This window comes from Streptacidiphilus sp. BW17, from assembly GCF_041262485.1.
Lineage (GTDB): Bacteria > Actinomycetota > Actinomycetes > Streptomycetales > Streptomycetaceae > Streptacidiphilus.
Map to the genome: position 1 here is coordinate 188,458 of NZ_JBGCCR010000008.1, position 22,029 is coordinate 210,486.

Genomic DNA, 22,029 nt, shown 5'->3' on the forward strand with positions numbered 1-22,029 from the left:
CTGCGCGGGGCCCGACACAGGGACGGCTAGCGTGCCTTCAACGCACGCCTGGCGAGGGCCTTGTGCAGGGCCTCGTCCACCTGCCCGGCGAAGACGAGCTCGACGCCCTGGCGCCGCCGCTGCCCGATCTTCGTCGCCTCCGCCTGGTTGCCGGCCGGGGCGACGAGCACCGTGGCGTAGCTGTGCTTGGCCGCGTCCAGGGCCTCGCCGAAGCCCTCGATCGGCACCAACTCGCCGGTGGCCGTGACCGCGCCGGTCACGGCCACCTCGGGACGCACCAGGTGGCCGCCGAGGTAGGAGACCAGGGCCGCGACCACTGCCGCGCCGGCGGCATGCCCGTCGGCGACGGTCGCGCCGACCGGGACGTTGCCGTAGGCCTGGACCACCTGCACGTCGTTCTTGGTGAACCAGGACGCATCCAGCTCCGGCAGGAGCCGGGCGGTGTTGGCCCGGACGTAGGCGAAGGCCGCCTGCGCGGGCTCCTCCAGCAGTGCCGACCACTTCCGTGGGACCGTGAGCCGCCCCTTGCCCGTGGCCGCAGTGACCTCCACCGGCACGAGCTCCCCGGAGAGCGGGGTCCAGGCCAGCCCCAGCCGACTGTCGTGACGATGCATCAGCAGGTCGGAGTGGGCGGCGAGGTGCATCTTGTTCTCGACGTCGGCCTCGTAGTCGACCACGACACGGGAGTGGTCCTCCGGGTCGTACCAGACCGGTACGTGGCTGCCCTGCCACTTGAGGGTGTGCACCCGGGACTTCACGGTCGCCTCGAAGGGCGGCTGCGAGCGGTCGACCGGCTGTACGAGGAGCTTCATCCAGCAGTCGAACCAGGTGGTGGTGAGGTCCTCGTCCGACGACCACGCGGAGCGCATGTTGCCGCCCTCCCCGATGGTCCGCATGGAGAGGATCTCGGCGTTCCCCTCGCGTCCGTGCTCACGCAGGTCCTTGAGCAGATGCTTGTGCTTGAAGAACATGGCAACCCCCTGGTGGTGACGCTGATGCCCCTCGTGCCAGAACTCTCGGCGACCCATGCTGCGGGCGGGCGCGCAGATTGTGCCACGTTCCCGACCGCCCGCGCAGCGTGCACCCGGTCATGCCGACGGGACCGACCGCGCCGTGCGCGGGCCACTGGCCCGGGCCCGCGCACTCGCCCGGCCGGCGGCGAGGGACGACGATGGAAGGGTGGGAGAGGAGTGAACATCCATGGCCACCTTCATCAGCCTTGTGAGCTGGACCGACCAGGGCGTCCGGGGCTATCGGGACACGACCGAGCGGGCCGCGGCCTTCGGCGCGGCGCTGGAGCGGCTGGGCGGGAATGTGATCTCGGTCTACTGGACTGTCGGACCCTACGACCTTGTGATCACCGTCGAGGCGCCGGACGACGAGACGGCCACCGCCGCCCTGCTGCAGATCAGCGGTGTCGGCAACGTCCGGACGGTGAGCATGCGGGCCTTCAGCGCGGAGGAAATGGACGCGATCGTCACCAAGGCAGCGGGGTGAGGCGCGTCGCCTCCTTCGTGAACCCGAACCCTCTTGAATCCGAGACGCGACCGGCTAGGCCCTGTCGTCAAACTCGCGTCGGATCAGCCCGGGTTGTCTGGTGCGGCCAGCTGCAAGGCGGAGGGTCGCCCTCGTACTGGGCCGTACTTGGGCGATCCGACAACGCGGCAGAAGGGCGTGCCAGGCAAGCCGGGCCCGGCGGGAGTTTGACGACAGGGCCTACGCGGACTCGCGGACCACGAGCTCGGTGGAGAGGATGATCTGCCGGTGGCTGCGGCTCGGGGCGGCGATCTGCTCCAGCAGGAGCCGGGCCATGGCGCGTCCCATCTCCTCGCTCGGCTGACGCACCGTGGTCATGGGGGGTTCGGTATGCCGGGCGATGGGGGAGTCGTCGAAGCCCACCAGTGCGACGTCGGCCGGAATCCGGCGGCCCGCCCGGCGCAGGGTGCGCATCGCGCCTGCGGCCATCAGATCCGAGGCGCAGAAGACGGCGTCGAGGGCGGGTTCGCGTGCGAGCAGTTCGGCCATGGCCTGTTCGCCGGAGCTCTCGGAGAAGTCGCCGTGGGCGATCAGTCCCGGGTCGACGGCGAGCTCGGCCTCGCGGAGTGCCCGACGGTAGCCCTCCAGACGGACGCCGGAGGCTTCCATGTCGAGCGGGCCGGTGATCGTCGCCACCCGCCGACGCCCGAGGTCCAGGAGATGGCGTACGGCGGCCCAGGCGCCGCGAAGGTTGTCCGAGTCCACGTAGCTGAGCGGTTCCAGGTCGGAGCGGCGTCCGCCGAGGACCGTGGGCAGGCCTGACTGTTCCAGCAGCTCGACCACGGGGTCGTCCGTGTGGACGGAGACCAGCAGCACGCCGTCGACGCGACGTCCGTCGAGGAAGCCGGCCAGGCGGCGGCGCTCGCGCTCGGTGCTGACCAGGATCAGCAGCAACTGCAGGTCGGTGTCCGAGATCTCGCTGGCCACGCCGCGGATGATCGACGCGAAGAAGGGCTCGGACGCGAGCCGCGTCTCGGTCTCGGGAACGATGAGGGCGATGGCGTCGGTCCGGCTCGTGACCAGGGAGCGGGCGGCCAGGTTCGGGACGTAGCCGAGTTCGGCGATCGCCTGCTCGACGGCCTTGCGCGCCCGCGGGCTGACCCCTGCCGACCCGTTGACGACGCGTGAGACCGTGCCACGACCGACACCGGCCCGTGCCGCGACGGCCTCGAGTGTGGGGCGTCCGTCGCCGCGCTCGGCCGACCTGGTGCTCATTCCGTTCCCTTCGTCCCCGGGCTCATGACGCGCTCGCTCTTCCTGCGCCGGGGTGTGCACAGGGACGGCCGCTGCTCGCGGGGTCACCACCCTAGCGCGATCTGATTGGGATCGCTCCCAGATGTATCGGACAGGTTTCTGCGCGGGTCTTGACAGTGGCGCACGAGAAGATTCAGGCTTCCGGCACCGAGCGATATGGGAGCGCTCCCATCTGATGGTCTCCACTCCTCGGTCCCACGGCAGTCCGTTCCGGTTCCGCCTCCGTCGTCCGTCCAGGGAGTCAGCTGCGATGAGTTCCACCGGTGCCATGCCATCCCTCCGCCCGCCCGCTCCACCGTCGGCGACCCGCGCCTCTCCCGCTGACGACGGGCTGCTGCACTTCCCGCCCGGATTCCTCTGGGGTGCGGCCACCTCGGCCTACCAGATCGAGGGCGCCGCCTCCGAGGACGGCCGCACCTCCTCGATCTGGGACACCTTCTGCGCCACGCCGGGCAAGGTGCACCACGGCGACACGGGGGAGGTCGCAGTGGACCACTACCGCCGCTTCCGCGAGGACGTGGCCCTGATGCGCGAGCTCGGGCTCACGGCGTACCGGTTCTCGATCGCGTGGCCCCGGGTACAGCCGACCGGGCACGGGCCTGCGGTCGAGCGCGGGCTCGACTTCTACCGCCAGCTGGTGGACAACCTGCTGGAGGCGGGGATCACCCCCGTGGCCACGCTCTACCACTGGGACCTGCCACAGGAGTTGGAGGATGCGGGCGGTTGGCCGGTCCGGGCGACCGCCGAGCGGTTCGGTGAGTACGCGGCCCTGGCCGCCGGTGCGCTGGGCGACCGGGTGAAGAACTGGACGACGTTGAACGAGCCTTGGTGCTCGGCCTTCCTCGGGTACGGGTCCGGCGTCCACGCGCCCGGCCGGACGGATCCGGCCGCGGCGCTGCGTGCGGCGCACCATCTGAACCTCGGCCACGGCCTGGCCGCCGCCGCGGTGCGCGCGGCAGTGCCGGACGCTTCGCTGTCGGTCAGCCTCAACCTGCACCAGATCCGACCGCTCACCGACAGCGCGGCGGACGTGGAGGCGGCCCGGCGCATCGACGCGGTGGGCAACCGGGTCTTCCTCGGCCCCATGCTCCACGGCCGGTACGACGACGACCTCTTGCGCGACACGGCCCACCTGGTCGACTGGGAGCGGCTTGTCCGACCCGGCGACACCGCGACGGCCCACGCCCCGATCGGCGCGCTCGGGATCAACTACTACACCCCCGCCTGGGTTTCCGCAGATGGCCGCCCGGGCACCAGCGCGGTGCACGGGACCGGCGAGGGCTCGCCCTGGCCGGGCTCCGAGTCCGTGGCCTTCCACCAGCCGACGGGACCGGTCAGCAGTATGGGGTGGGCGATCGACGCCACCGGGCTCTTCGACCTGCTCTCCCGGGTGCGCGAGGAACGGCCCGACCTCCCGATTCTGATCACCGAGAACGGCATGGCCTGCGAGGACTATCCGAACCCCGACGGCGAGGTGCGCGATCCGGAGCGGGTCGCCTACCTGCGGGAACACCTCGCCGCCGTCCACCGGGCGGTGGCGGCCGGAATCGACGTCCGCGGCTACTTCGCCTGGTCCCTGCTGGACAACTTCGAATGGGCTTACGGCTACTCGAAGCGGTTCGGCATGGTCTACGTCGACTACGCCACACAGCGTCGTACGCCCAAGTCGAGCGCCTACTGGTACGGCGAGGCGGCACGGAAGGGGGCGATACCCGTGCCGGTGAACTGACGCGGAATTCACAGCGCTTGGACTCTTGTGAGGAGCCGAAGGCGGTCCTACGTCCCGCCTGGCAGGGCGACTACTCGGCCGCCCGCGGCGTCGAGATCGTCCGCGGGCTGATCGCCCGGGACGAGGAACTGCCACGTGCCATCGCCTGCGCCAACGACCAGACCGCGCTCGGTGTGATCCACGCCCTGGCCGAGCACGGGCTCGACGTCCCCGGCGACGTCGCCGTCACCGGCTTCAACGACCTGCCCTTCGCCCGCCACCTGCGTCCCCAGCTCACCACCGTGCGGCAGCCGATCCAGGAGATCGGCGCGCGAGCCTTCGAGGTCCTGCACTCCATGATCACTACATCTCAGCCGGCCACGGCCCCCACCCGCGCCGACGTCGTCCTGCCCACCCGCGTGATCCGCCGCGAGAGCTGCGGCTGTCCGCCCGACCCCGCGACGCCTGCCCGGCGTCGGCTCGTCTGACGGGAGACCAGCATGCGAGCTCTCCTGAGAAGGCTCTGGTTCTACCTGATAGCCGCCGTCGCGGCGATCACCCTGAACTTCTTCATCCCCCGGATGGTGCCGGGCAGCGCCTTGCAGAACTTCCTTGCCAAGATGAACACCGCCTCGCTGACCCAGGCTCAGCTCCAGGCCCTGGAGGCCCAGTACGGCGGGGGACACCAGAGCCTGGTCGGGCAGTACCTAACGTATCTGGGCAACCTGGCCCACGGCGACCTGGGTGTCTCCAGCTCGCTGTCCACACCGGTTTCCACGGTGCTGGCCAACGACCTGCCCTGGACGATCGGCCTGGTCGGCTCGGCCACCGTGATCGCCTTTCTGGTCGGCACGTTGATCGGCGTCCTGGCGGGCTGGCGGCGCAGTGGGCTGCTGGACTCGCTGTTGCCGGCGGCCACCTTCTTCCAGGCGGTCCCGTACTTCATCCTCGCCTCGCTGCTGATGCTGAGTTTCGGCTTCTACTGGGGGGTCCTCCCGACCGGCGGAGCCTACGACACCGGCCGCTACGCGACGGTGACACCGGGGTGGAACCTGCCCTTCATCGGCAACGTGATCGAACACGGCGCCCTGCCCGCCGCCACCGTGGCGTTGGCCTCCATCGCCGGGTGGATCATCGGGATGCGCAACATGATGATCACGACCATGGACGAGGACTACGTCCTGGTCGCCGCCGCCAAGGGCCTGCCCCAGTGGCGCGTGGTCGCGGTGGCGGCCCGGAACGCACTGCTGCCCAGCATCTCCAACTTCGCGCTGTCCATCAGCCTGGTGGTCACCGGCTCCATCGTCACCGAGATCGTCTTCAACTACGCCGGCGTCGGGCGCGAGATCTTCAACGCCGCCCAGGCCGCCGACTACCCCGTGATGCAGGGAATCCTGCTGGTCGTCACCTTCACCGTGCTCGGTGCGAACCTGCTCGCGGACATCGTCTACGTCGCGCTCGACCCCCGCGCGAGAAGGGCGGCCTGAGCCGTGTCCCCGACACTCCGACCGCGACGAGGTCGCCCGCGCTCCGCCTCCGGCGGCAGCCGCTCCCGCTGGCTGCGCTCGCCCAAGGTGACGATCGGTTCGCTGATGCTGGTCATCTTTGTGCTGCTCGCGGTCTTCGGGCCGATGGTGGCCCCGCACGCGCCCGACTGGCAGGCGTCCACGCTGGACAACGTCCCGCATCCGCCGTCGGCACAGTTCTGGCTCGGCACCGACGTCCAGCAGCACGACCTGTTCTCACAGCTCCTGGCCGGCGGCCGGGACACGCTGCTGATCGCCTTCGTGGCCGGGATCGTCGCCACCGTGCTGTCCGTGCTCGTCGGGGTCAGCGCCGGCTACCTCGGCGGCAAGGCGGACGAGGTGCTGTCGATCCTGACCAACATCTTCCTGGCCCTGCCCGGTCTGCTGATCCTCATGGTCGTCATGAAGATGATGCCGGACAGCGACACCGGCAACCCGCTGCTGATCGGCGCGGTCATCGCCCTGAGCGCCTGGGCCTGGGGAGCCCGGGTACTTCGGGCGCAGACGCTGGCCCTGCGCAGCCAGGACTACGTCGAGTCGGCCCGGGTCATCGGCGAGGGCCGGAGCAGGATCATCCTCTTCGAGATCCTCCCCAACCTGCTGCCGATTCTGGCCTCGTCCTTCATCTTCACCGTGATCTACGGCGTCGGTGCCTACGCCTCCCTCGCCTGGCTCGGTCTGATCAACCCGACCAACGCCTCGTGGGGCACCATGCTCAACACCGCCCAGCAGTTCAGCGCCACCACCAGCGGCACCTGGTGGTGGTACGGGCCGCCGGCCCTCTGCATCGCCTTCGTCGGCATCGCCCTGGCACTGCTCAACTTCGGCATCGACGAGATCGTCAACCCGCGTATGCGCAGCACCCGCCGGGGCCTGCGCAACCGGGGACCGCGCTTCCAGCTCGGCCTGACCCCCGTCGTCCGCGCCGAGGAAGGAACCCGACCGTGACGCAGCCCCAGACCGTCAGCCCGCCCCGGGCGGAGACCGGGCGCGAGGTCGTCCTCGAGGTCCGCGGTCTCGACGTGGACTACGGCTACGGTCCCGACGCGGTCCGCGCCGTCAGCGGAGTCGACCTCTTGTTGCACCGCGGCGAGGTGCTCGGCCTGGCCGGAGAGAGCGGATCGGGCAAGTCGACGCTCGCCTATGCGCTCACCCGGCTGCTGCGCGCACCCGGCGTGATCACCGGCGGCGAGGTGCTGTTCCACTCCCGGCCGCAGGGCGCCGACGCCGGACCCGCAGAGACCGTCGACATCCTGGCCGCCGACGTCAAGGAGCTGGGCCGGATCCGCTGGTCGGAGCTGGCCGTCGTGTTCCAGAGCGCCATGCACGCGCTGAACCCGGTCGCCCGGATCGACGCCCAGCTGACCGACGTGCTCAAGGCGCACCGGCGGCAGATGAGTGCCACCCAGCGGCGCGAGCGCGCGGTGGAGCTGCTGCGGATGGTCGGCATCAGCGCCGACCGGCTGCGCAGCTACCCGCACGAGCTCTCCGGCGGCATGCGGCAGCGCGTGATGATCGCGATGTCGCTGGCGCTGGAGCCGCAGGTCGTCATCATGGACGAACCCACCACCGCGCTCGACGTGGTGACGCAGCGCGAGATCCTCGAAGAGCTGATGCGGCTGCGCGAACGCCTCGGCTTCGCGGTCGTCTTCATCACGCACGACCTGTCGCTCCTGCTGGAGCTGGCCGACTCGATCGCCGTGATGTACGCCGGGCGGATCGTGGAGCGCGCCAGCGCGGCCGAGCTGTTCCGCGCCCCGCGCCACCCGTACAGCCTCGGCCTCAAGGGCTCCTTCCCGAGCCTGCACGGCGAGCGGGTCCGGATGGAGGGTATTCCCGGCTCCCCGCCGAGCCTGCGCTCGATGCCGGGCGGCTGCGCCTTCCACCCGCGCTGTCCCTTCGCGAAGGACCGCTGTGCCGAGGACCTCCCGCCGCTGGTCACCCCGGCAGTCGACCTGACGACCAGTCAGCAGCGCGTGGACGCGACACCGTCGACCAGCCGGGTCAGCGCCTGCTGGCAGCAGGACGGGCAGCAGCCCGCCCCGGAGGCCCTCTCCCTCCCCTCGCCGACCCTGATCCCCTCGCCCGTCCGGGCGTCCGCCGCGCTGACCGTCGAGGCTGCGTCCGTGGTCGGCGGGACGGCCGACACGACCGCAAGCACCTCATCCCTCGGGAGCTCCTCATGACCGACACCGTGAGCGCAGGGACCACCGGAAGCGCCGGAAGCGCCGTCCGTCCCGGTCCGGTGGTTCACGGGCCGGAGCGCCCGGGGACTCCGGCTCTGGAGGCGCGCAACCTGACCAAGCACTTCACGGTCCACGGCGGCCTCGGCCGCGGTGCCGGGATCGTGCACGCCGTCGAGGACATCTCCCTCGCCCTGCCGCGCGGCACAGTCACCGCGGTGGTCGGTGAGAGCGGCTCCGGCAAGTCCACCCTGGCCCGGCTGCTGACCCAGCTGATCACCCCGACCTCGGGCGAGCTGCTGCTGGACGGTGAGCGGGTGCGCGGCGACGCCCGGTCCCGCCGCGCCTACGCCAGCCGGGTGCACCTGGTGCTGCAGGACCCGTTCTCCTCGCTCAACTCCGTGCACACCGTCCGCTACCACCTGGAGCGACCGCTCAAGCTCCACGCCGGGCGCCGCCTCGGCCGCGAGGCGCTGGAGCGGCAGGTGCTCGAACTTCTGGAGCGCGTCTCGCTCACTCCCGCCGAGAACTACGTGGACAAGTACCCGCACGAGCTCTCCGGCGGGCAGCGCCAACGCGTCGCCATCGCACGCGGCCTGGCTGTCGGGCCGGAGGTGCTGCTGGCGGACGAGCCGGTCTCCATGCTCGACGTGTCGATCCGGCTGGGCGTGCTGAACCTGCTCCACGAGCTGCGTGAGCGGGAGCAGTTGGCGATCCTCTACGTGACCCATGACATCGCCTCGGCCCGCTACCTCGCCGACTCGATCGTGGTGATGTACGCGGGGCAGATCGTCGAGTCGGGCGACGCGGTGCGGGTCACCGACGCACCGGCCCACCCGTACACCCAGCTGCTGCTCAGTGCCGCCCCTGACCCGGAGCGGGCCGAACCCCCGGTCCTGCGCGGGCGGGGCGCGCCGCCCAGTCTGGTCTCCCCGCCCAGCGGCTGCCGCTTCCACCCGCGTTGCCCCTTCGCGATGCCGCTCTGCTCGCAGCAGGCACCGCCGACCCTGGAGGTGCCAAGTGCGGGCGACGGTCGGCAGGTTGCCGCCTGCTGGCTGCTCGGCCCCGAGCACGCGACGAGCCCGGACGTCGATCCGGCCGCCGAGCCGGCCGCCGAGCCGGCCGCCGAGCCGGTCCGGTCGGCGGGAGACGCAGACAGCACCGACGTCCGCTGAGGGGGACACCACGGGCCCGGTCTGAGCCGGGCCGCCACAGCCGCGCGGCCTCTGCCGCAGGACGGACGCGGAGCCCCGGGCGAGGGCCAACTCGCCCGAGGCGTCATCCGCCTCCGACAGCTGTGACCCGTCCGGCTCGCACCGGTCGGGTCACCGCACTGCACCACTGCTCACGGACCTGGACCTGGTCGCTCACCACAGCCGGCGCCCGCCGGTCGGACACAAGGAGCGTACGACAATGAGACGCAGCACCACCATCAAGGGACTGGCCGTCATGGCCGCACTCGGCATGGGCCTGACGGCCTGCAGCGGCAGTTCCTCCCCCAAGGCCGGCGGCTCGGGCGGGAGCGGCAACGTCGCGGCGGAGACCCTCTATCTGGAGGACAACACCGGCGCCACCGCCTTCACCGAGGACTTCAACCCCTTCGACGGCAACTCCCTCGGCCGCACCCAGAACACCGACTCGCTGATCTACGAGCCGCTGCTGCAGTACGACACCCTCAACCCGAGCCAGGCGCCCACCCCTTGGCTCGCGAACAGCATCACCTGGTCGACCGACGGCAGGACCGCGACCATCCACCTGCGCCCCGGCGTCAAGTGGTCCAACGGATCCGCCTTCACCTCCGCCGACGTCGCCTTCACCTACCAGCTGGTGACCGCCAACGCCGCAGCCAACACGCAGGGCGTGCCGAAGGCCTCCTCGATCACCACCCCGGACGCGAACACAGTGGTCCTCAGCTTCGCCACGCCGGAGCTGGCCGGCGCCCAGGCCATCGGCAACCAGCTGATCGTGTCCAAGGCACAGTGGTCCTCCGTCTCCGACCCGGCGACCGCGGTCATCCCGTCCGCGCAGGCGATCGGTACCGGGCCCTACCTCGTCGACGCCTTCACCGCACAGAAGGTCAGCTACAAGGCCAACCCCGGCTACTGGGGCGGCAAGGCCAAGGTCCCCGAGGTGGCCGTGGCCAACTACGCCAGTAACGACGCTGCCACCACCGCACTCGCCCAGGGACAGCTCGACCTGGCCGGCAACGACATCAACAACGTGCTGACCTCGTTCGTCGCCAAGGACCCGCAGACCAACCACCTGTTCCAGTCCTCCGCGCCGTACTTCCCGGCCGGGAACACGGTCGCGCTGCTGATGAACACCCAGAGCCCGACCGCGCCCGCACTCGCGGACGTGGCGGTGCGCAAGGCCATCAGCGCGGCCATCGACCGGGCCTCCATGGCCAGCCAGTGCGAGACCGACTACGAACTGCCCGCCTCCTCGTCCGGTGGCCTGACCCTGCCGCTGGACCAGTCCTCGCTCGACCCGGCCACCGCCAACGACCTGAAGTCCTCCTCCGACCCGGCCACCGTCCAGTCCCTGCTGACCGCCGACGGCTACGCCAAGGCCGGAGGGAAGTGGACCAAGAACGGGAAGACCATCTCGTTCACGATCATCGACCCCAACTCGTTCACCGACTACTGGTGCGACGCCAAGTCCATGCAGCAGACCCTGAACGGGCTGGGCTTCGACGTGCAGATCAACGGTGACATGGACTACAACGGCTGGAACACCGCGATCACCACGGGCAAGTACGACGTGGCGCTGCACTGGGGCCAGGGCACCACGGCCTTCCAGCGGCTCCAGTTCATGATCGACTCCACCATGTCCGCGCCCATCGGTCAGCCGTCGGCGGGCGACTTCAGCCACTACCGGAGCAGCGCAGCAGACGCAGCGGTCCAGGCGTACGAGAACGCCACCACCCCGGCGGCACAGCAGGCCGCGCTGAACAGCCTGCAGCAGCAGCTCTCGACGGACGTGCCGGCGATTCCGGTCCTCTACGGCGCGTCCTGGTACGAGTTCAGCACGGCGAACTTCACCGGCTGGCCCACCCAGGCCGACGCCTACGTCAACCCGTCCCCGCAGGACCAGGCTTACGAGTACATGATCCTGCACCTCACGCCCGTCAAGTGACGCGGCGGAGCGGATGATCCTCCCTCAGCCGACCCGGGAGTGCCTTTCCGGTCCGGCTGAGGCGAGGCCGGAGGAGTCGCGTTGCGGGGGCAGGAGTTGTCGCGGTACGAGGCGTTGACGGCGGAGCCGGGCGACCGCCGTACCCTCTTCCTGTGTCAGCCTCCCGCCTTCATCGCGTCGCCGTCCTCGTGCTCGAGGGGGCGAAGCCGCTCGATGTCGGAATTCCCGCGCAGGTCTTCACGACCCGCGCGAGCATGCCGTACGAGGTGCGGGTCTGCGGGGCGATGCCCGGCCTCGTGACCGGGGGCGACGGCCTCGCGTACTACGTCGCCCACGGGCTCGACGCGCTTGCGTGGGCCGACGTCGTCTTCGTCCCCGGCTACCGGTTCCCGGACCGCGACGACCCGCCGCGGGCCGTCGTCGACGCCCTGCTGGCCGCCCACGACCGGGGCGCGCGGCTGGCCGCCATCTCGACGGGGGCGTTCGCGCTCGCGGCCACGGGCCTGCTCGACGGCAGGCGCGCCACGACGCACTGGCACTACACGCGGGCCCTCGCGGCCAGGCATCCGCTCGTCCGGGTCGACGAGAACGTGCTGTTCGTCGACGAGGGCAGCGTGCTCACCTCCGCCGGCGCCGCCTCCGGCATCGACCTGTGCCTGCACATCCTGCGCGGCGACCTCGGAGTGGCGGCGTCCAACCACGCGGCCCGGCGTCTGGTCGCGGCTCCCTACCGCAGCGGCGGCCAGGCCCAGTACGTGCCGCGCAGCGTCCCCGAGCCGCTCGGCGAGCGGTTCGCCGTGACCCGGGAGTGGGCGCTGCACCGGCTCGGCGAGCCCCTCACCCTCGACATACTGGCGCGGCAGGCGGGGGTCTCGCCGCGCACGTTCTCCCGGCGCTTCGTCGAGGAGACCGGCTACACGCCGATGCAGTGGGTGATGCGCGCCCGCATCGACCTGGCCCGCGCACTGCTCGAGCGCTCGGAGCGCAGCGTCGAACAGATCGCCGCCGACGTCGGGCTCGGCACCGGCGCGAATCTGCGCCTGCACTTCCAGCGCATCCTCGGCACCACGCCGAGCGAGTACCGGCGCACCTTCACCCGGGGCGAGTGACCCGCCTGCCCGGACACCGCGCTGCGGTCGGGTGGGCGGAATCCGGGTTGGCGGGATCCTTGGCGGGATCCTTTTGAACCGTGGCGATCCCGCCACTGTCAGCGGTCTGAGCTGCAGGCGAGGCTGGAGTGGAAGGGAAGGGACATCACTCAATGACTCGCATCGCCATCAACGGATTCGGCCGCATCGGGCGCAACGTGCTGCGCGCACTGCTGGAGCGCGACAGCGCCCTCGAGATCGTCGCCGTCAACGACCTGACGGAGCCCGCCGCTCTCGCCCGCCTGCTCGCCTACGACAGCACGGCCGGCCGGCTCGGGCGCCCGGTGAGCGTCGACGGGAACGTCCTCGTCGTCGACGGCCGTCGGATCACGGTGCTGGCCGAGCGCGAACCGGACCAGCTGCCCTGGGCCGAACTCGGCGTCGACATCGTTCTGGAGGCCACCGGCCGCTTCACCTCGGCCAAGGCCGCCCGGGCGCACCTCGACGCGGGCGCGAAGAAGGTGCTCGTCAGCGCGCCGTCGGACGGCGCCGACGTCACGCTCGCTTTCGGGGTCAACACCGACGCCTACGACCCGGACCTGCACACGATCGTCTCGAACGCCTCCTGCACCACCAACGCGCTCGCGCCGCTGGCCGCGGTCCTCGACGAACTCGCCGGTATCGAACACGGGTTCATGACGACGGTGCACGCCTACACGCAGGAGCAGAACCTGCAGGACGGCCCGCACCGCGACCCCCGTCGCGCCCGAGCCGCCGGCGTCAACATCGTGCCGACCACGACCGGCGCCGCCAAGGCGATCGGACTGGTGCTGCCGAAGCTCGAGGGCAAGCTCTCGGGCGACTCGATCCGCGTACCGGTGCCGGTGGGCTCGATCGTCGAACTCAACACCACCGTCGCCCGCGACGTGACCCGCGACGACGTGCTGGCGGCCTACCGCGCCGCAGCACAGGGGCCGCTCGCCGGCATCCTGGAGTACTCGGACGACCCGCTCGTGTCGTCCGACATCACGGGCAATCCCGCCTCGTCGATCTTCGACTCGGCCCTCACCCGCGTCGACGGCCGCCACGTCAAGGTGGTCGCGTGGTACGACAACGAGTGGGGCTTCTCGAACCGCGTGATCGACACGCTCGAGCTCCTCGCCACCCGCTGACCGGACGCCGGCGCGCCCAGGACGCCGGGGCGCGCTGGCGTCCGAAGGGGCGGAACCTCAGATAACCCTCAACATATGTTGTCGATTTGGGTCAGAGGGTTACATCTAGGGGATAGTCGGGCTACTTTTCCTGAGTTTGCACGGAACACCACATCGTGCAGGAGAGGTAGCACAATCCATGAGTACCGAGACCTCAAGGCCGGTTCCTCCGACCGCCTCCACCGAGGCGGCCGGAGGCGGTCACCTTCAGGCGGGGCTGAAGAGCCGCCACCTGTCCATGATTGCCATCGGCGGAGTGATCGGCGCCGGTCTGTTCGTCGGCTCCGGCGCCGGCATCGCGGCGGCCGGCCCGGGCATTCTGCTCTCGTACGCGCTGGCCGGTGTGCTGGTCGTGCTGGTGATGCGGATGCTCGGCGAGATGGCCGCCGCCAACCCGCAGAGCGGGTCGTTCTCCGCCTACGCCGACCGGGCACTCGGCCGCTGGGCCGGCTTTGCCATCGGCTGGCTGTACTGGTTCTTCTGGGTGGTGGTGCTGGCGGTCGAGGCGACCGCCGGTGCGAAGATCCTGCACGGCTGGCTGCCCGGCGTCCCGCAGTGGGCCTTCGCCCTGCTCGTGATCGCCGTGCTGACCGTCAGCAACCTGGGCTCGGTCTCCTCGTACGGCGAGTTCGAGTTCTGGTTCGCCGGGATCAAGGTCGTGGCGATCGCGGCCTTCATCGTGGTCGGCGTCCTGGCGATCTTCGGCGTGCTGCCCGGCACCCACGCGGTCGGCACGGACAACCTGACCGGACACGGCGGCTTCCTGCCGCACGGCGTCGGCGCCGTGTTCACCGGCATGCTGACCGTCGTCTTCTCCTTCATGGGCAGCGAGATCGTCACGCTGGCGGCGGGCGAGACCGCGGACCCGCGCCGCGCCGTGACGAAGGCGACCAACAGCGTGATCTGGCGGATCGGCGTCTTCTACCTGGGCTCGATCCTCATCGTGGTCACCCTGCTCCCGTGGGACGCGGCCTCCGTCAAGGGCAGCCCGTACGTCGCGGTCCTGGAGCACGTCGGCATCCCGGGCGCCGCGCAGCTGATGAACGTCATCGTGCTCACGGCCGTGCTCTCGTGCCTCAACTCGGGCCTGTACACCGCCTCCCGGATGGCCTTCTCGCTCGGGCAGCGCGGTGACGCCCCGCGTGCCTTCGCCAAGGTCAGCCGACGTGGTGTGCCGCACGCGGCGATCCTCGCCTCGGTGGTCTTCGGCTTCGTCGCGGTGTTCTTCAACTACACCTCGCCTGACACGGTGTTCAGCTTCCTGCTGAACTCCTCCGGCGCCGTGGCGCTGTTCGTCTGGCTGGTGATCTGTCTGTCCCAGCTGCGGATGCGGAAGATCATCGAGCGCGAGTCGCCCGAGAAGCTGACCGTCCGGATGTGGCTCTACCCGTACCTGACCTGGGCCACCATCGGACTGATCTGCTTCGTGATGGCATACATGTTCACCACGTCCGCCGGCCGGATGCAGATGGTGCTCTCGCTGGTGGCCGCAGCCGTCGTGCTGACGGCCGCCCCGATCGTGCAACGTCGGCGCGCGGCGGCCTCCGATTCCACCCGCTGACCGAATCGGCGAGTGCCGTCTCCTGGCGGCACTCGCCGTGCGGCGGGGCTTTCGGGTTAGCGAACCTCGACGTCCTCGACCGCCTTCGACGGTGGCTGGGGCCAACGGCCCCCCTGCCGGGCGCTCGTGTGCATGGGGTGATCCTCGCCGCGGTGCGTGGGATGAAGCGGCCAGCCCGTGCAACGGCCCTCGCACCGCCGCGCCCTGCGCCTGTGTTCGCTGTGCGATCGAGTCGATCGCACAGCGCCGCCCAGGCCGCTGACGGTCCGCCACACAGAACCGTCCCCGTCACACCACGACACGCTTGTGGTAGTTGACCCGGTCGATGTCGCGTACCTCGACTGTCACCTGGACGGTCAAGCCGGGCACCGGCGCAAGGTAGCGGCTGGCTGTCTCCAGGGCGGTGCGGCCAAGCTCTTGCTTGGTCTCGGGCGTGCGCCCCGACAGGATCGCAAGCTCCACGTGGATCATCGCGTTACTCCCGGAGCCCTCCCCGATGACGCTCTCCCCGCTTGCGTAGAACCTGGTCTTGAAGTCGTCCAGCGGACCGTCGAGCAGGTCCGCCGCCAGAGGGTGCAGGGCGAGGGTGAAACCTCGCCGGTCGAAAGCATCGGTCAGCTCGGCGGAGTACTCAACGGTGATCTGCGGCATGAGGAACTCTTACCACGTGGACCTCTTCGGTGGGGCCCGCGGTCTGCGCGATGACCCGCCGCATCGCATCGTGGTCGCTCAGTCCGGCGGTGCGGACTCTGCGGCTTCCAGCTCTTCCACCGTGGCCGCGCCGACCGGCACGTCGGGGTTGCGGAACCAGGAGCCCTGGACGGCCCACTGGATGAGCATCAGCACGAGGCCGAGCACCAGCGCGCCGATGCCGATCACGGAGACGCCGCCGACCTTGCCGACCACGGGCAGCGTCATGGTGGTGTGGCCGTAGTTCGGGTCGGCGTAGACGTCGAAGGCGGCGTAGCAGAAGAAGTACAGCAGTATGACGCCGCCGAGCAGCGGCAGGATGCCCTTGAACCAGAGATCGCGGGCGCTGCGGCGCAGCACCTTGCGGAAGTACCAGGCGCAGGCGAAACCGGTCAGTCCGTAGTAGAACGCGATGCCGAGGCCGACCGAGGAGATCGAGTCCGCGAGAACGTTGCTGCTGATCCGGGTCAGCAGGACGTAGAAGGCGATGGAGACCAGGCCCATCCCCACCGTGGACCATGTCGGGGTGGCGAAGCGCGGGTGCACCCGGCCGAATTGCGAGGGGATGGCCTTGTGCAAGGCCATGGAGAAACTGGTGCGCGCGGTCGGCAGGATCGTGGTCTGGGTCGAGGCGGCGGCTGAGGTGAGCACCATGAAGATCAGCAGCTTGGACAGGAACCAGCCGAGCCCCGAGGTGCCGAAGACGGCTCCGCCGAGGCCGGAGAGCACGTCGCCGGAGTTGTCCGGGTTGGTCAGCCCGATGCCCTTGTCGCCAACGCCCGCGAAAGCCTGCGCCGAGGTGGAGACCAGGGCGTAGATCAACAGCAGGATGACCGTCGAGAGCACCGCCGCCCGGCCGGGGGTGCGCGACTTGTCGGCGGTCTCTTCGTTGACCGAGACGGCCGTGTCCCAGCCCCAGTAGATGAAGACCGCGGCGAGGACGCCGGCGGTCAGCGCGCTCGGGGAGGACACCTGGAAGGGGTTGAACCACGAGCCCGAGACGCGGATCGCCGTCGCGGGCGCGTGGCTGCTGTAGACCTTGACCAGCGCGGTCACCGAAAGGAGCGCCAGCATGGCGACCTCGACGCAGAGCAGGACGCGCTGCAGCGCCGCGGAGATCTCGATGCCGATGTAGCAGATGAAGGTCATCAGGACGATCCAGACGACCCCGGCCACGGTCGTCCACAGCGTGCTCGAAGCGAGGTTCGCGTGGCCCACGAGCTGGAAGCCGTAGATGCCGGCGATCTGGGCCAGATTGGCCATGACGATGATGTCGGCGATGATGATGCCCCAGCCGCCCATCCACCCGGTGCGGGGCCCGAAGGCCCGGGCGGCCCAGGTGAAGGTGGTGCCGCAGTCCGGGTCGACCGCGTTCATCTCCTTGTAGGCATAGGCGATCAGCAGCATCGGGATGAACGCCAGGATGGTGATGATCGGCGCCTGCAGACCGACGCCGACGACGATCAGTCCGAGCGTCGCCGCCAGGCTGTAGGCGGGTGCGGTCGACGCCAGGCCGATCGCCACCGAGGAGAACAGGCCGAGGGCGTTGCCCCGCAGACCCTTCTCGCCCGAACCGGAACCGGAGACCTCACCGGGCACGACGGACGCGCCCAGGCCCCACGACGAATCAGACGGTTCGGAGGACTCAGGAGTCGGAGACGAGGCACCCATGGTGAAACCTCCAGGCGCTCGTGCAGCGCCGGACCGCGGTCGGAGACGTGTCCCTATGATCACTCGATTCCCCGATTCCTGCCCACCCGGGGTGCCGCGGCGACACTCGGCGGGCCGGCATCGGGGCAGTGTCTGCGCGGGAAGGCAAATCCCGCCGAATCGCCGCGTTGCCGCGATTCCCGCCGGTAGGATCGGCGCGACATTCCGTACACGACTGGGGGATTCCTGTGCGACTGTTCATCACGTCGAGGCGATCGACGGCCACCGTCGTCGGTGCGGCACTGCTGCTCACCACCGCGGCAGCGGGGGTCGGGCTCGGAGCGGGCTCCGCTGCCGCCGCGCCGAGGACGACGCCGTTGGAGACCATCGCGGCGCTGTCCGCGCAGCGGGTCGAGGTGGGCGACCAGGTGGCGGCGGCCAAATACGGGACCGGCAGCCCGATCGACGACCCGGCGCGCGAGGCGGCCGAGATCGCCACCGCCGAGCAGCAGGCCACGGCTCTGGGTATCGACCCCGCGCCGGTCGCGAAGATCTTCCGCGACCAGATCGAGGCCAACAAGGTCGTCCAGCGCGCCCTGTACGCCGAGTGGGACGCCGACCCGTCGCTCGTCCCGACCATCAGGCCCAGCCTGGCCACCATCCGGGTCGAGCTCGACACCATCGGCACCGAACTCGTCCAGGCCATCGCCGCGGCCGAAGCCAGCCGCCAGGCGCCCTCCTGCGACGGGCAGTTGACCGCAGCGGCGGTCCACGCCCGGCACCAGCAGAGCCTCGACGCCCTTCACTACGCCGCTCTGCTCCGCGCCCTGCCGTCGGTCTGCGCCGACTGATCCGCGACACGGCAGGATGCCGCTCGTCGAGGAGGGCCGGGACCTGTCCTCGACGAGCGGCATCCTGGTCGACGCCGTCTAGCGCCGCCCGCTTACCGCCTAGGGTCTGCGGTCGGCCTGACGGCCCGGCCTCACCTCAGATGCCGACCGAAGAACTGGTTCCCGTCCTTCAGCTCGAACCACGGGGTGCCCGTGTGCCCGCCCATGTTGGCGTGCAGCGTCTTCTCCTTGCTGCCGAAGGCGTCGAACAGGTCCAGGGCGCGCTGCCGAGGGTTCCCCTCGTCGTCCCACTGCAGCAGGAACAGCAGCGGAATGGTGAGCTGCCGGGCTTCCTCGCGCTGGGCGCGGGGCACGTAACCCCCGGCGAAGAAACCCGCGGCCGCGATGCGCGGCTCGGCCACCGCCAGCCGAATGCCGACGGCGGTCCACCCCGAGTACCCGACCGGGCCGTCGATCTCGGGCAGTTCAAGGAGGGCGTCCAGGGTGGTCCGCCAGTCCGGGACCGCCTTGTCGACCAGCGGGCCGATGAAGGACTCGAAGATCTCGTCAACCGGCTCGCCGGCCTGCATCGCCCTGCGGAGGTCCGCGCGGGCCTGGTCGTCGGCGGCTGAACGGGGCCGACTACCGCATCCAGCTGCGTCGATGGAGGCCACCGCGTAGCCGTTCGCCGCGGTGTGCCGGGCCCGGGCGACCAGCCGGGGTTCGTTCTTGGGCAGGCCGTTGTTGTGGGCCATCAGGACCAGCGGTACCGGTGCGGAGGCGGATCCGGGCATCCACAGGGTGCCGGGGATCTCGCCGAGGGTGAACTCGCGCTCGACGACGCCGTCGAGACGCTGCTCGGAAGTGAATTCCATGGTCGTGCCTTTCGGGAGTGCTCGTAAAAACGGCGCTCCCGGACGACCTATCGCCCGACCATGACCCCAGAGGGGAGCACCCATGTCGTTTGTGTGTTCACGGGTACCACCTCCTCGTTCTCCTGCACGGTCTCGGCATAGCTAAGCAGGGGTTGCCGTGGTCTGCAAACAGGTTTCGCCCTGCGTCGGTTCGGCGGTGTTCACGCCGGAGGCGCTGCTCGCCTCCGGCGACGCGGAGGCCTGCGCCGAGCTGTTGCCGGGGTTGGCGGACGGCACGTCCGTCGGGACGATGGACCTCGGTCTGCCGGCGGCCTGAGCCGGTTACGCCATCGGGGCGGGCTGCGACGTCCAGCCTGCGCCCTCTTCTCTAACAACTGTTTGGTAGGTTAGCGTGCCCCTAGGGCGTCGCGAGCCACGTTCGAGAGCCAAGGGGCTGAGTATGACCACAGTCGACGCCTTCCGGGCCGAGATCCGGGACTGGCTGAAGGGCAACCTCGCCGGTGAGTACGCGCTTGCCGACGCGCCCGCCCGGGTCAACCACATCGGCGAGCACCCGCGCCGAACTCGTCCGCGATGCACGGGTGGTGACGGGCCAGAGGATCTGGACCTCGCTGGCAGACGAGTCCGACTGGTGCTTCGTCATCGCCCGGACCGCCGCCCGATCACGCCGCGACCAGGGACCGTCCTACTTGCTGGTGCCCATGCACCAGCCGGGCGTCGAGGTGCGGCCGATCGTTCAGCTCACGGGGACCAGCGAGTTCAACGAGGTCTACCTCCTCTTCTCCCGTCCGGACACCGTCTACGCCGGTACCGACGAGATCCAGCGCACCATCATCGCCGAGCGCGTGCTCGGCCTGCCGAGGGAGGCTCGCGCATGACGCCCACGACCCCCGAGTACGTTCCCGCACACGGCTTGCTGACCGGCCGCACCGCCGTGGTCACCGCCGCCGCCGGAGCCGGCATCGGCGGTGCGACCGCCCGCCGACTGCTGGAGGAGGGCGCGGACATCGTCATCGGCGACGCACACGCCCGCCGCACCAAGGAGACGGTCGACCAACTCGCGGCGGAGTTCGGCGCGGACCGGGTGGCCGGACGCAGCTGCGACGTCACCGACGAGGAGCAGGTCGCCGCACTGTACGACCTCGCGGAGGAACGCCACGGCCGCCTCGACATCGTCGTCAACAACGCCGGCCTCGGCGGCACCGCCGAACTCGTAGACATGACCGACGAACAGTGGGACCGGGTCATCGACGTCACCCTGAACGGCACCTTCCGCTGCACGCGTGCCGCGCTGCGGCGGATGAAGGCCGCAGGCGACGGCGGAGTGATCGTCAACAACGCCTCCGTGATCGGCTGGCGGGCCCAGGCCGGTCAGGCCCACTACGCCGCCGCCAAGGCCGGCGTCATGGCGCTGACCCGCTGCGCGGCCGTGGAGGCGGCGGGCTACGGGGTGCGCGTCAACGCCGTGTCGCCGAGCCTGGCCATGCACCCGCACCTCGTCAAGGTCACCACCCGGGAACTGCTGGAGGAGCTCACCGCCCGGGAGGCGTTCGGCCGCTACGCCGAGCCCTGGGAGATCGCCAACGTCATCGTCTTCCTGGCCAGCGGCTACTCGTCGTACATGACGGGGGAGACGGTCTCGGTCAGCAGCCAGCATCCGTGAAGGAGCAGGCCGTCCGGCGGCCGGCATTGACGTTCGCTCCCTCGGCTCAGGTTCGGGGCACCGGGAAGAGCATGCAGCTGCTGGTGGCGTGGGCGAGCAGCCGGTCCTCGGAGTCGAGGAGTTCGGCCTGGGCGAGGGCGGTGCGCCGTCCCTGGTTGAGGACGGTGCCGACCGCGCGGATCTTGCCAGTGCCGACGGTGATCGGGCGCAGGAACTTCACGTTCAGGTCGAGCGAGGTGTAGCCCGTGCCGGCCGGGAGCACGGACTGGACCGCGCAGCCGGCGGCCGAGTCCAGCAGCGAGGCGTAGACGCCGCCGTGGACGCTGCCGATGGGGTTGTAGTGCTCCTCGCCCGGCTCCAGGACGAACACCGCGCGGCCGAACTCGACCTGGTCCAGGGTGAATCCCAGGGTCTCGGCGAGCGGAGGCGGCGGCAGCTCGCCGGCGAGGAGCCGCCGCAGGAACTCCAGCCCGCTCCCGTCCCCGACGGCCGACGCGGTGATACCGGGATCCTGCCAGCCATACGTGCGCGACCTGGTCATGTCCTGCCCCTCTTCAGCTGACTTCACTTTTCGAAGCTAGCCATCCGCGCATCTGGATGTCAATCCCGAAGTCAGCCTAGGATGGGTCCATGACGTGGCTGGAGACGAGCACCGAGAACTGCACCGTCCAGCGGGCCGTCGACCTCGTCGGCGAGCGGTGGGCCCTGCTCGTCCTGCGGGACGCGATGAACGGCGTGCGCCGCTTCGACGACTTCCGCCGGCACGTCGGGCTCTCCGAGGCCGTGCTCTCGGACCGGCTGCGCAAGCTCGTCTCCGCCGGCATCCTGACGGCCGTCCCCTATCGCGAGCCCGGCAGCCGCACCCGCCACGAGTACCGACTTACCGAGAAGGGCTGGGACCTGTGGCCGGCGATCATCGCCCTCAAGCAGTGGGGGGACCGCTGGGCCGCGGATCCGGACGGCCCGCCCCTGGAAGTCAGCCACCGTGACTGCGAGGCGCCGCTCGAAGTCGTCGTCCACTGCGCTGACGGGCACGGACCGCTCACCCCGCGCCAAGCGCGCGCGACTTTGACGGCGTCGGCCCGGCCGCTGCCGTGAACTGACATCACGTCAGATGAT

At 70.3% G+C, this 22,029-nt stretch carries 20 protein-coding genes and 2 pseudogenes; 16 read left to right on the forward strand and 6 right to left on the reverse strand.

Annotated features, from left to right (window positions below):
- Positions 1 to 26 precede the first annotated feature (26 nt).
- Complete coding sequence (locus ABH940_RS12850; RefSeq protein WP_370105301.1) at positions 27 to 971, reverse strand: S16 family serine protease; 945 nt, start codon at positions 969 to 971, stop codon at positions 27 to 29.
- A 229-nt stretch (positions 972 to 1,200) separates the two neighbouring features.
- Between ABH940_RS12850 and ABH940_RS12855 the strand changes: the two genes are divergently transcribed.
- Positions 1,201 to 1,497: a GYD domain-containing protein gene (locus ABH940_RS12855; protein ID WP_370105302.1), complete on the forward strand. Its 297-nt coding sequence runs from the start codon at positions 1,201 to 1,203 to the stop codon at positions 1,495 to 1,497.
- A 219-nt stretch (positions 1,498 to 1,716) separates the two neighbouring features.
- Here the strand turns inward: ABH940_RS12855 and ABH940_RS12860 are convergent, their stop codons facing one another.
- Positions 1,717 to 2,751: a LacI family DNA-binding transcriptional regulator gene (locus ABH940_RS12860; RefSeq protein WP_370105303.1), complete on the reverse strand. Its 1,035-nt coding sequence runs from the start codon at positions 2,749 to 2,751 to the stop codon at positions 1,717 to 1,719.
- A 307-nt stretch (positions 2,752 to 3,058) separates the two neighbouring features.
- Between ABH940_RS12860 and ABH940_RS12865 the strand changes: the two genes are divergently transcribed.
- The 10 genes and pseudogenes from ABH940_RS12865 (at position 3,059) to ABH940_RS12910 (ending at position 15,202) form a co-directional block, all read left to right on the forward strand.
- Positions 3,059 to 4,519 carry a GH1 family beta-glucosidase gene (locus ABH940_RS12865; RefSeq protein WP_370062995.1) on the forward strand — a complete coding sequence of 487 codons (1,461 nt, stop codon included), beginning with the start codon at positions 3,059 to 3,061 and terminating at the stop codon, positions 4,517 to 4,519.
- A gap of 17 nt (positions 4,520 to 4,536) precedes the next feature.
- A complete protein-coding gene (locus tag ABH940_RS12870; RefSeq protein WP_370062772.1) occupies positions 4,537 to 4,986 on the forward strand; it encodes a LacI family DNA-binding transcriptional regulator in 450 nt (149 codons plus the stop codon).
- Between the two features lie 12 nt (positions 4,987 to 4,998).
- Positions 4,999 to 5,985: an ABC transporter permease gene (locus ABH940_RS12875; protein WP_370062774.1), complete on the forward strand. Its 987-nt coding sequence runs from the start codon at positions 4,999 to 5,001 to the stop codon at positions 5,983 to 5,985.
- A gap of 3 nt (positions 5,986 to 5,988) precedes the next feature.
- A complete protein-coding gene (locus tag ABH940_RS12880; protein WP_370105304.1) occupies positions 5,989 to 6,972 on the forward strand; it encodes an ABC transporter permease in 984 nt (327 codons plus the stop codon).
- Positions 6,969 to 8,100: pseudogene (locus tag ABH940_RS12885) on the forward strand (ABC transporter ATP-binding protein). The gene ABH940_RS12880 and the pseudogene ABH940_RS12885 overlap by 4 nt, the downstream one beginning before the upstream one ends.
- A 106-nt stretch (positions 8,101 to 8,206) precedes the next feature.
- Positions 8,207 to 9,382, forward strand: a complete 1,176-nt coding sequence (locus ABH940_RS12890; protein ID WP_370105305.1) for an ABC transporter ATP-binding protein — start codon at positions 8,207 to 8,209, stop codon at positions 9,380 to 9,382.
- 238 nt (positions 9,383 to 9,620) lie between these two features.
- Positions 9,621 to 11,342: an ABC transporter substrate-binding protein gene (locus tag ABH940_RS12895; RefSeq protein WP_370062780.1), complete on the forward strand. Its 1,722-nt coding sequence runs from the start codon at positions 9,621 to 9,623 to the stop codon at positions 11,340 to 11,342.
- A 152-nt stretch (positions 11,343 to 11,494) separates the two neighbouring features.
- Entirely contained in the window at positions 11,495 to 12,451 is a 957-nt protein-coding gene (locus ABH940_RS12900) for a GlxA family transcriptional regulator (RefSeq protein WP_370062782.1), read from the forward strand.
- 152 nt (positions 12,452 to 12,603) lie between these two features.
- A complete protein-coding gene (gene gap / locus ABH940_RS12905) occupies positions 12,604 to 13,602 on the forward strand; it encodes a type I glyceraldehyde-3-phosphate dehydrogenase (RefSeq protein WP_370105306.1) in 999 nt (332 codons plus the stop codon).
- A gap of 178 nt (positions 13,603 to 13,780) precedes the next feature.
- Positions 13,781 to 15,202 carry an amino acid permease gene (locus ABH940_RS12910; protein WP_370105307.1) on the forward strand — a complete coding sequence of 474 codons (1,422 nt, stop codon included), beginning with the start codon at positions 13,781 to 13,783 and terminating at the stop codon, positions 15,200 to 15,202.
- A gap of 288 nt (positions 15,203 to 15,490) precedes the next feature.
- Here the strand turns inward: ABH940_RS12910 and ABH940_RS12915 are convergent, their stop codons facing one another.
- Together ABH940_RS12915 and ABH940_RS12920 are read right to left on the reverse strand one after the other, a co-directional pair.
- Complete coding sequence (locus tag ABH940_RS12915; protein ID WP_370062788.1) at positions 15,491 to 15,853, reverse strand: 5-carboxymethyl-2-hydroxymuconate Delta-isomerase; 363 nt, start codon at positions 15,851 to 15,853, stop codon at positions 15,491 to 15,493.
- Between the two features lie 78 nt (positions 15,854 to 15,931).
- Entirely contained in the window at positions 15,932 to 17,563 is a 1,632-nt protein-coding gene (locus ABH940_RS12920; RefSeq protein ID WP_370062790.1) for an APC family permease, read from the reverse strand.
- A 227-nt stretch (positions 17,564 to 17,790) separates the two neighbouring features.
- Between ABH940_RS12920 and ABH940_RS12925 the strand changes: the two genes are divergently transcribed.
- On the forward strand, positions 17,791 to 18,393 hold the full coding sequence (locus tag ABH940_RS12925; protein WP_370105308.1) for a chorismate mutase: 603 nt from the start codon (positions 17,791 to 17,793) through the stop codon (positions 18,391 to 18,393).
- A 131-nt stretch (positions 18,394 to 18,524) separates the two neighbouring features.
- On the opposite strand, the gene ABH940_RS12930 is transcribed toward ABH940_RS12925, so the two are convergent.
- A complete protein-coding gene (locus ABH940_RS12930) occupies positions 18,525 to 19,247 on the reverse strand; it encodes a dienelactone hydrolase family protein (protein ID WP_370062794.1) in 723 nt (240 codons plus the stop codon).
- 157 nt (positions 19,248 to 19,404) lie between these two features.
- Here ABH940_RS12930 and ABH940_RS12935 point away from each other — a divergent pair, with 157 nt between their 5' ends.
- The 3 genes and pseudogenes from ABH940_RS12935 (at position 19,405) to ABH940_RS12945 (ending at position 20,910) form a co-directional block, all read left to right on the forward strand.
- Positions 19,405 to 19,563, forward strand: coding sequence for a hypothetical protein (locus tag ABH940_RS12935; RefSeq protein ID WP_370105309.1), 159 nt, complete (start codon positions 19,405 to 19,407; stop codon positions 19,561 to 19,563).
- Positions 19,564 to 19,686: 123 nt separating this feature from the next.
- A pseudogene (locus ABH940_RS12940) lies at positions 19,687 to 20,020 on the forward strand (acyl-CoA dehydrogenase family protein); the annotation flags it as partial.
- 101 nt (positions 20,021 to 20,121) lie between these two features.
- Positions 20,122 to 20,910, forward strand: a complete 789-nt coding sequence (locus ABH940_RS12945; protein WP_370062796.1) for an SDR family oxidoreductase — start codon at positions 20,122 to 20,124, stop codon at positions 20,908 to 20,910.
- Positions 20,911 to 20,956: 46 nt separating this feature from the next.
- Here ABH940_RS12945 and ABH940_RS12950 read toward each other — a convergent pair whose 3' ends face one another.
- The gene (locus tag ABH940_RS12950) at positions 20,957 to 21,451 is read right to left on the reverse strand and encodes a PaaI family thioesterase (RefSeq protein WP_370062798.1); all 495 of its coding nucleotides are present in this window, start codon (positions 21,449 to 21,451) and stop codon (positions 20,957 to 20,959) included.
- Between the two features lie 89 nt (positions 21,452 to 21,540).
- Between ABH940_RS12950 and ABH940_RS12955 the strand changes: the two genes are divergently transcribed.
- Entirely contained in the window at positions 21,541 to 22,008 is a 468-nt protein-coding gene (locus tag ABH940_RS12955; RefSeq protein WP_370062800.1) for a winged helix-turn-helix transcriptional regulator, read from the forward strand.
- Positions 22,009 to 22,029: the final 21 nt, after the last annotated feature.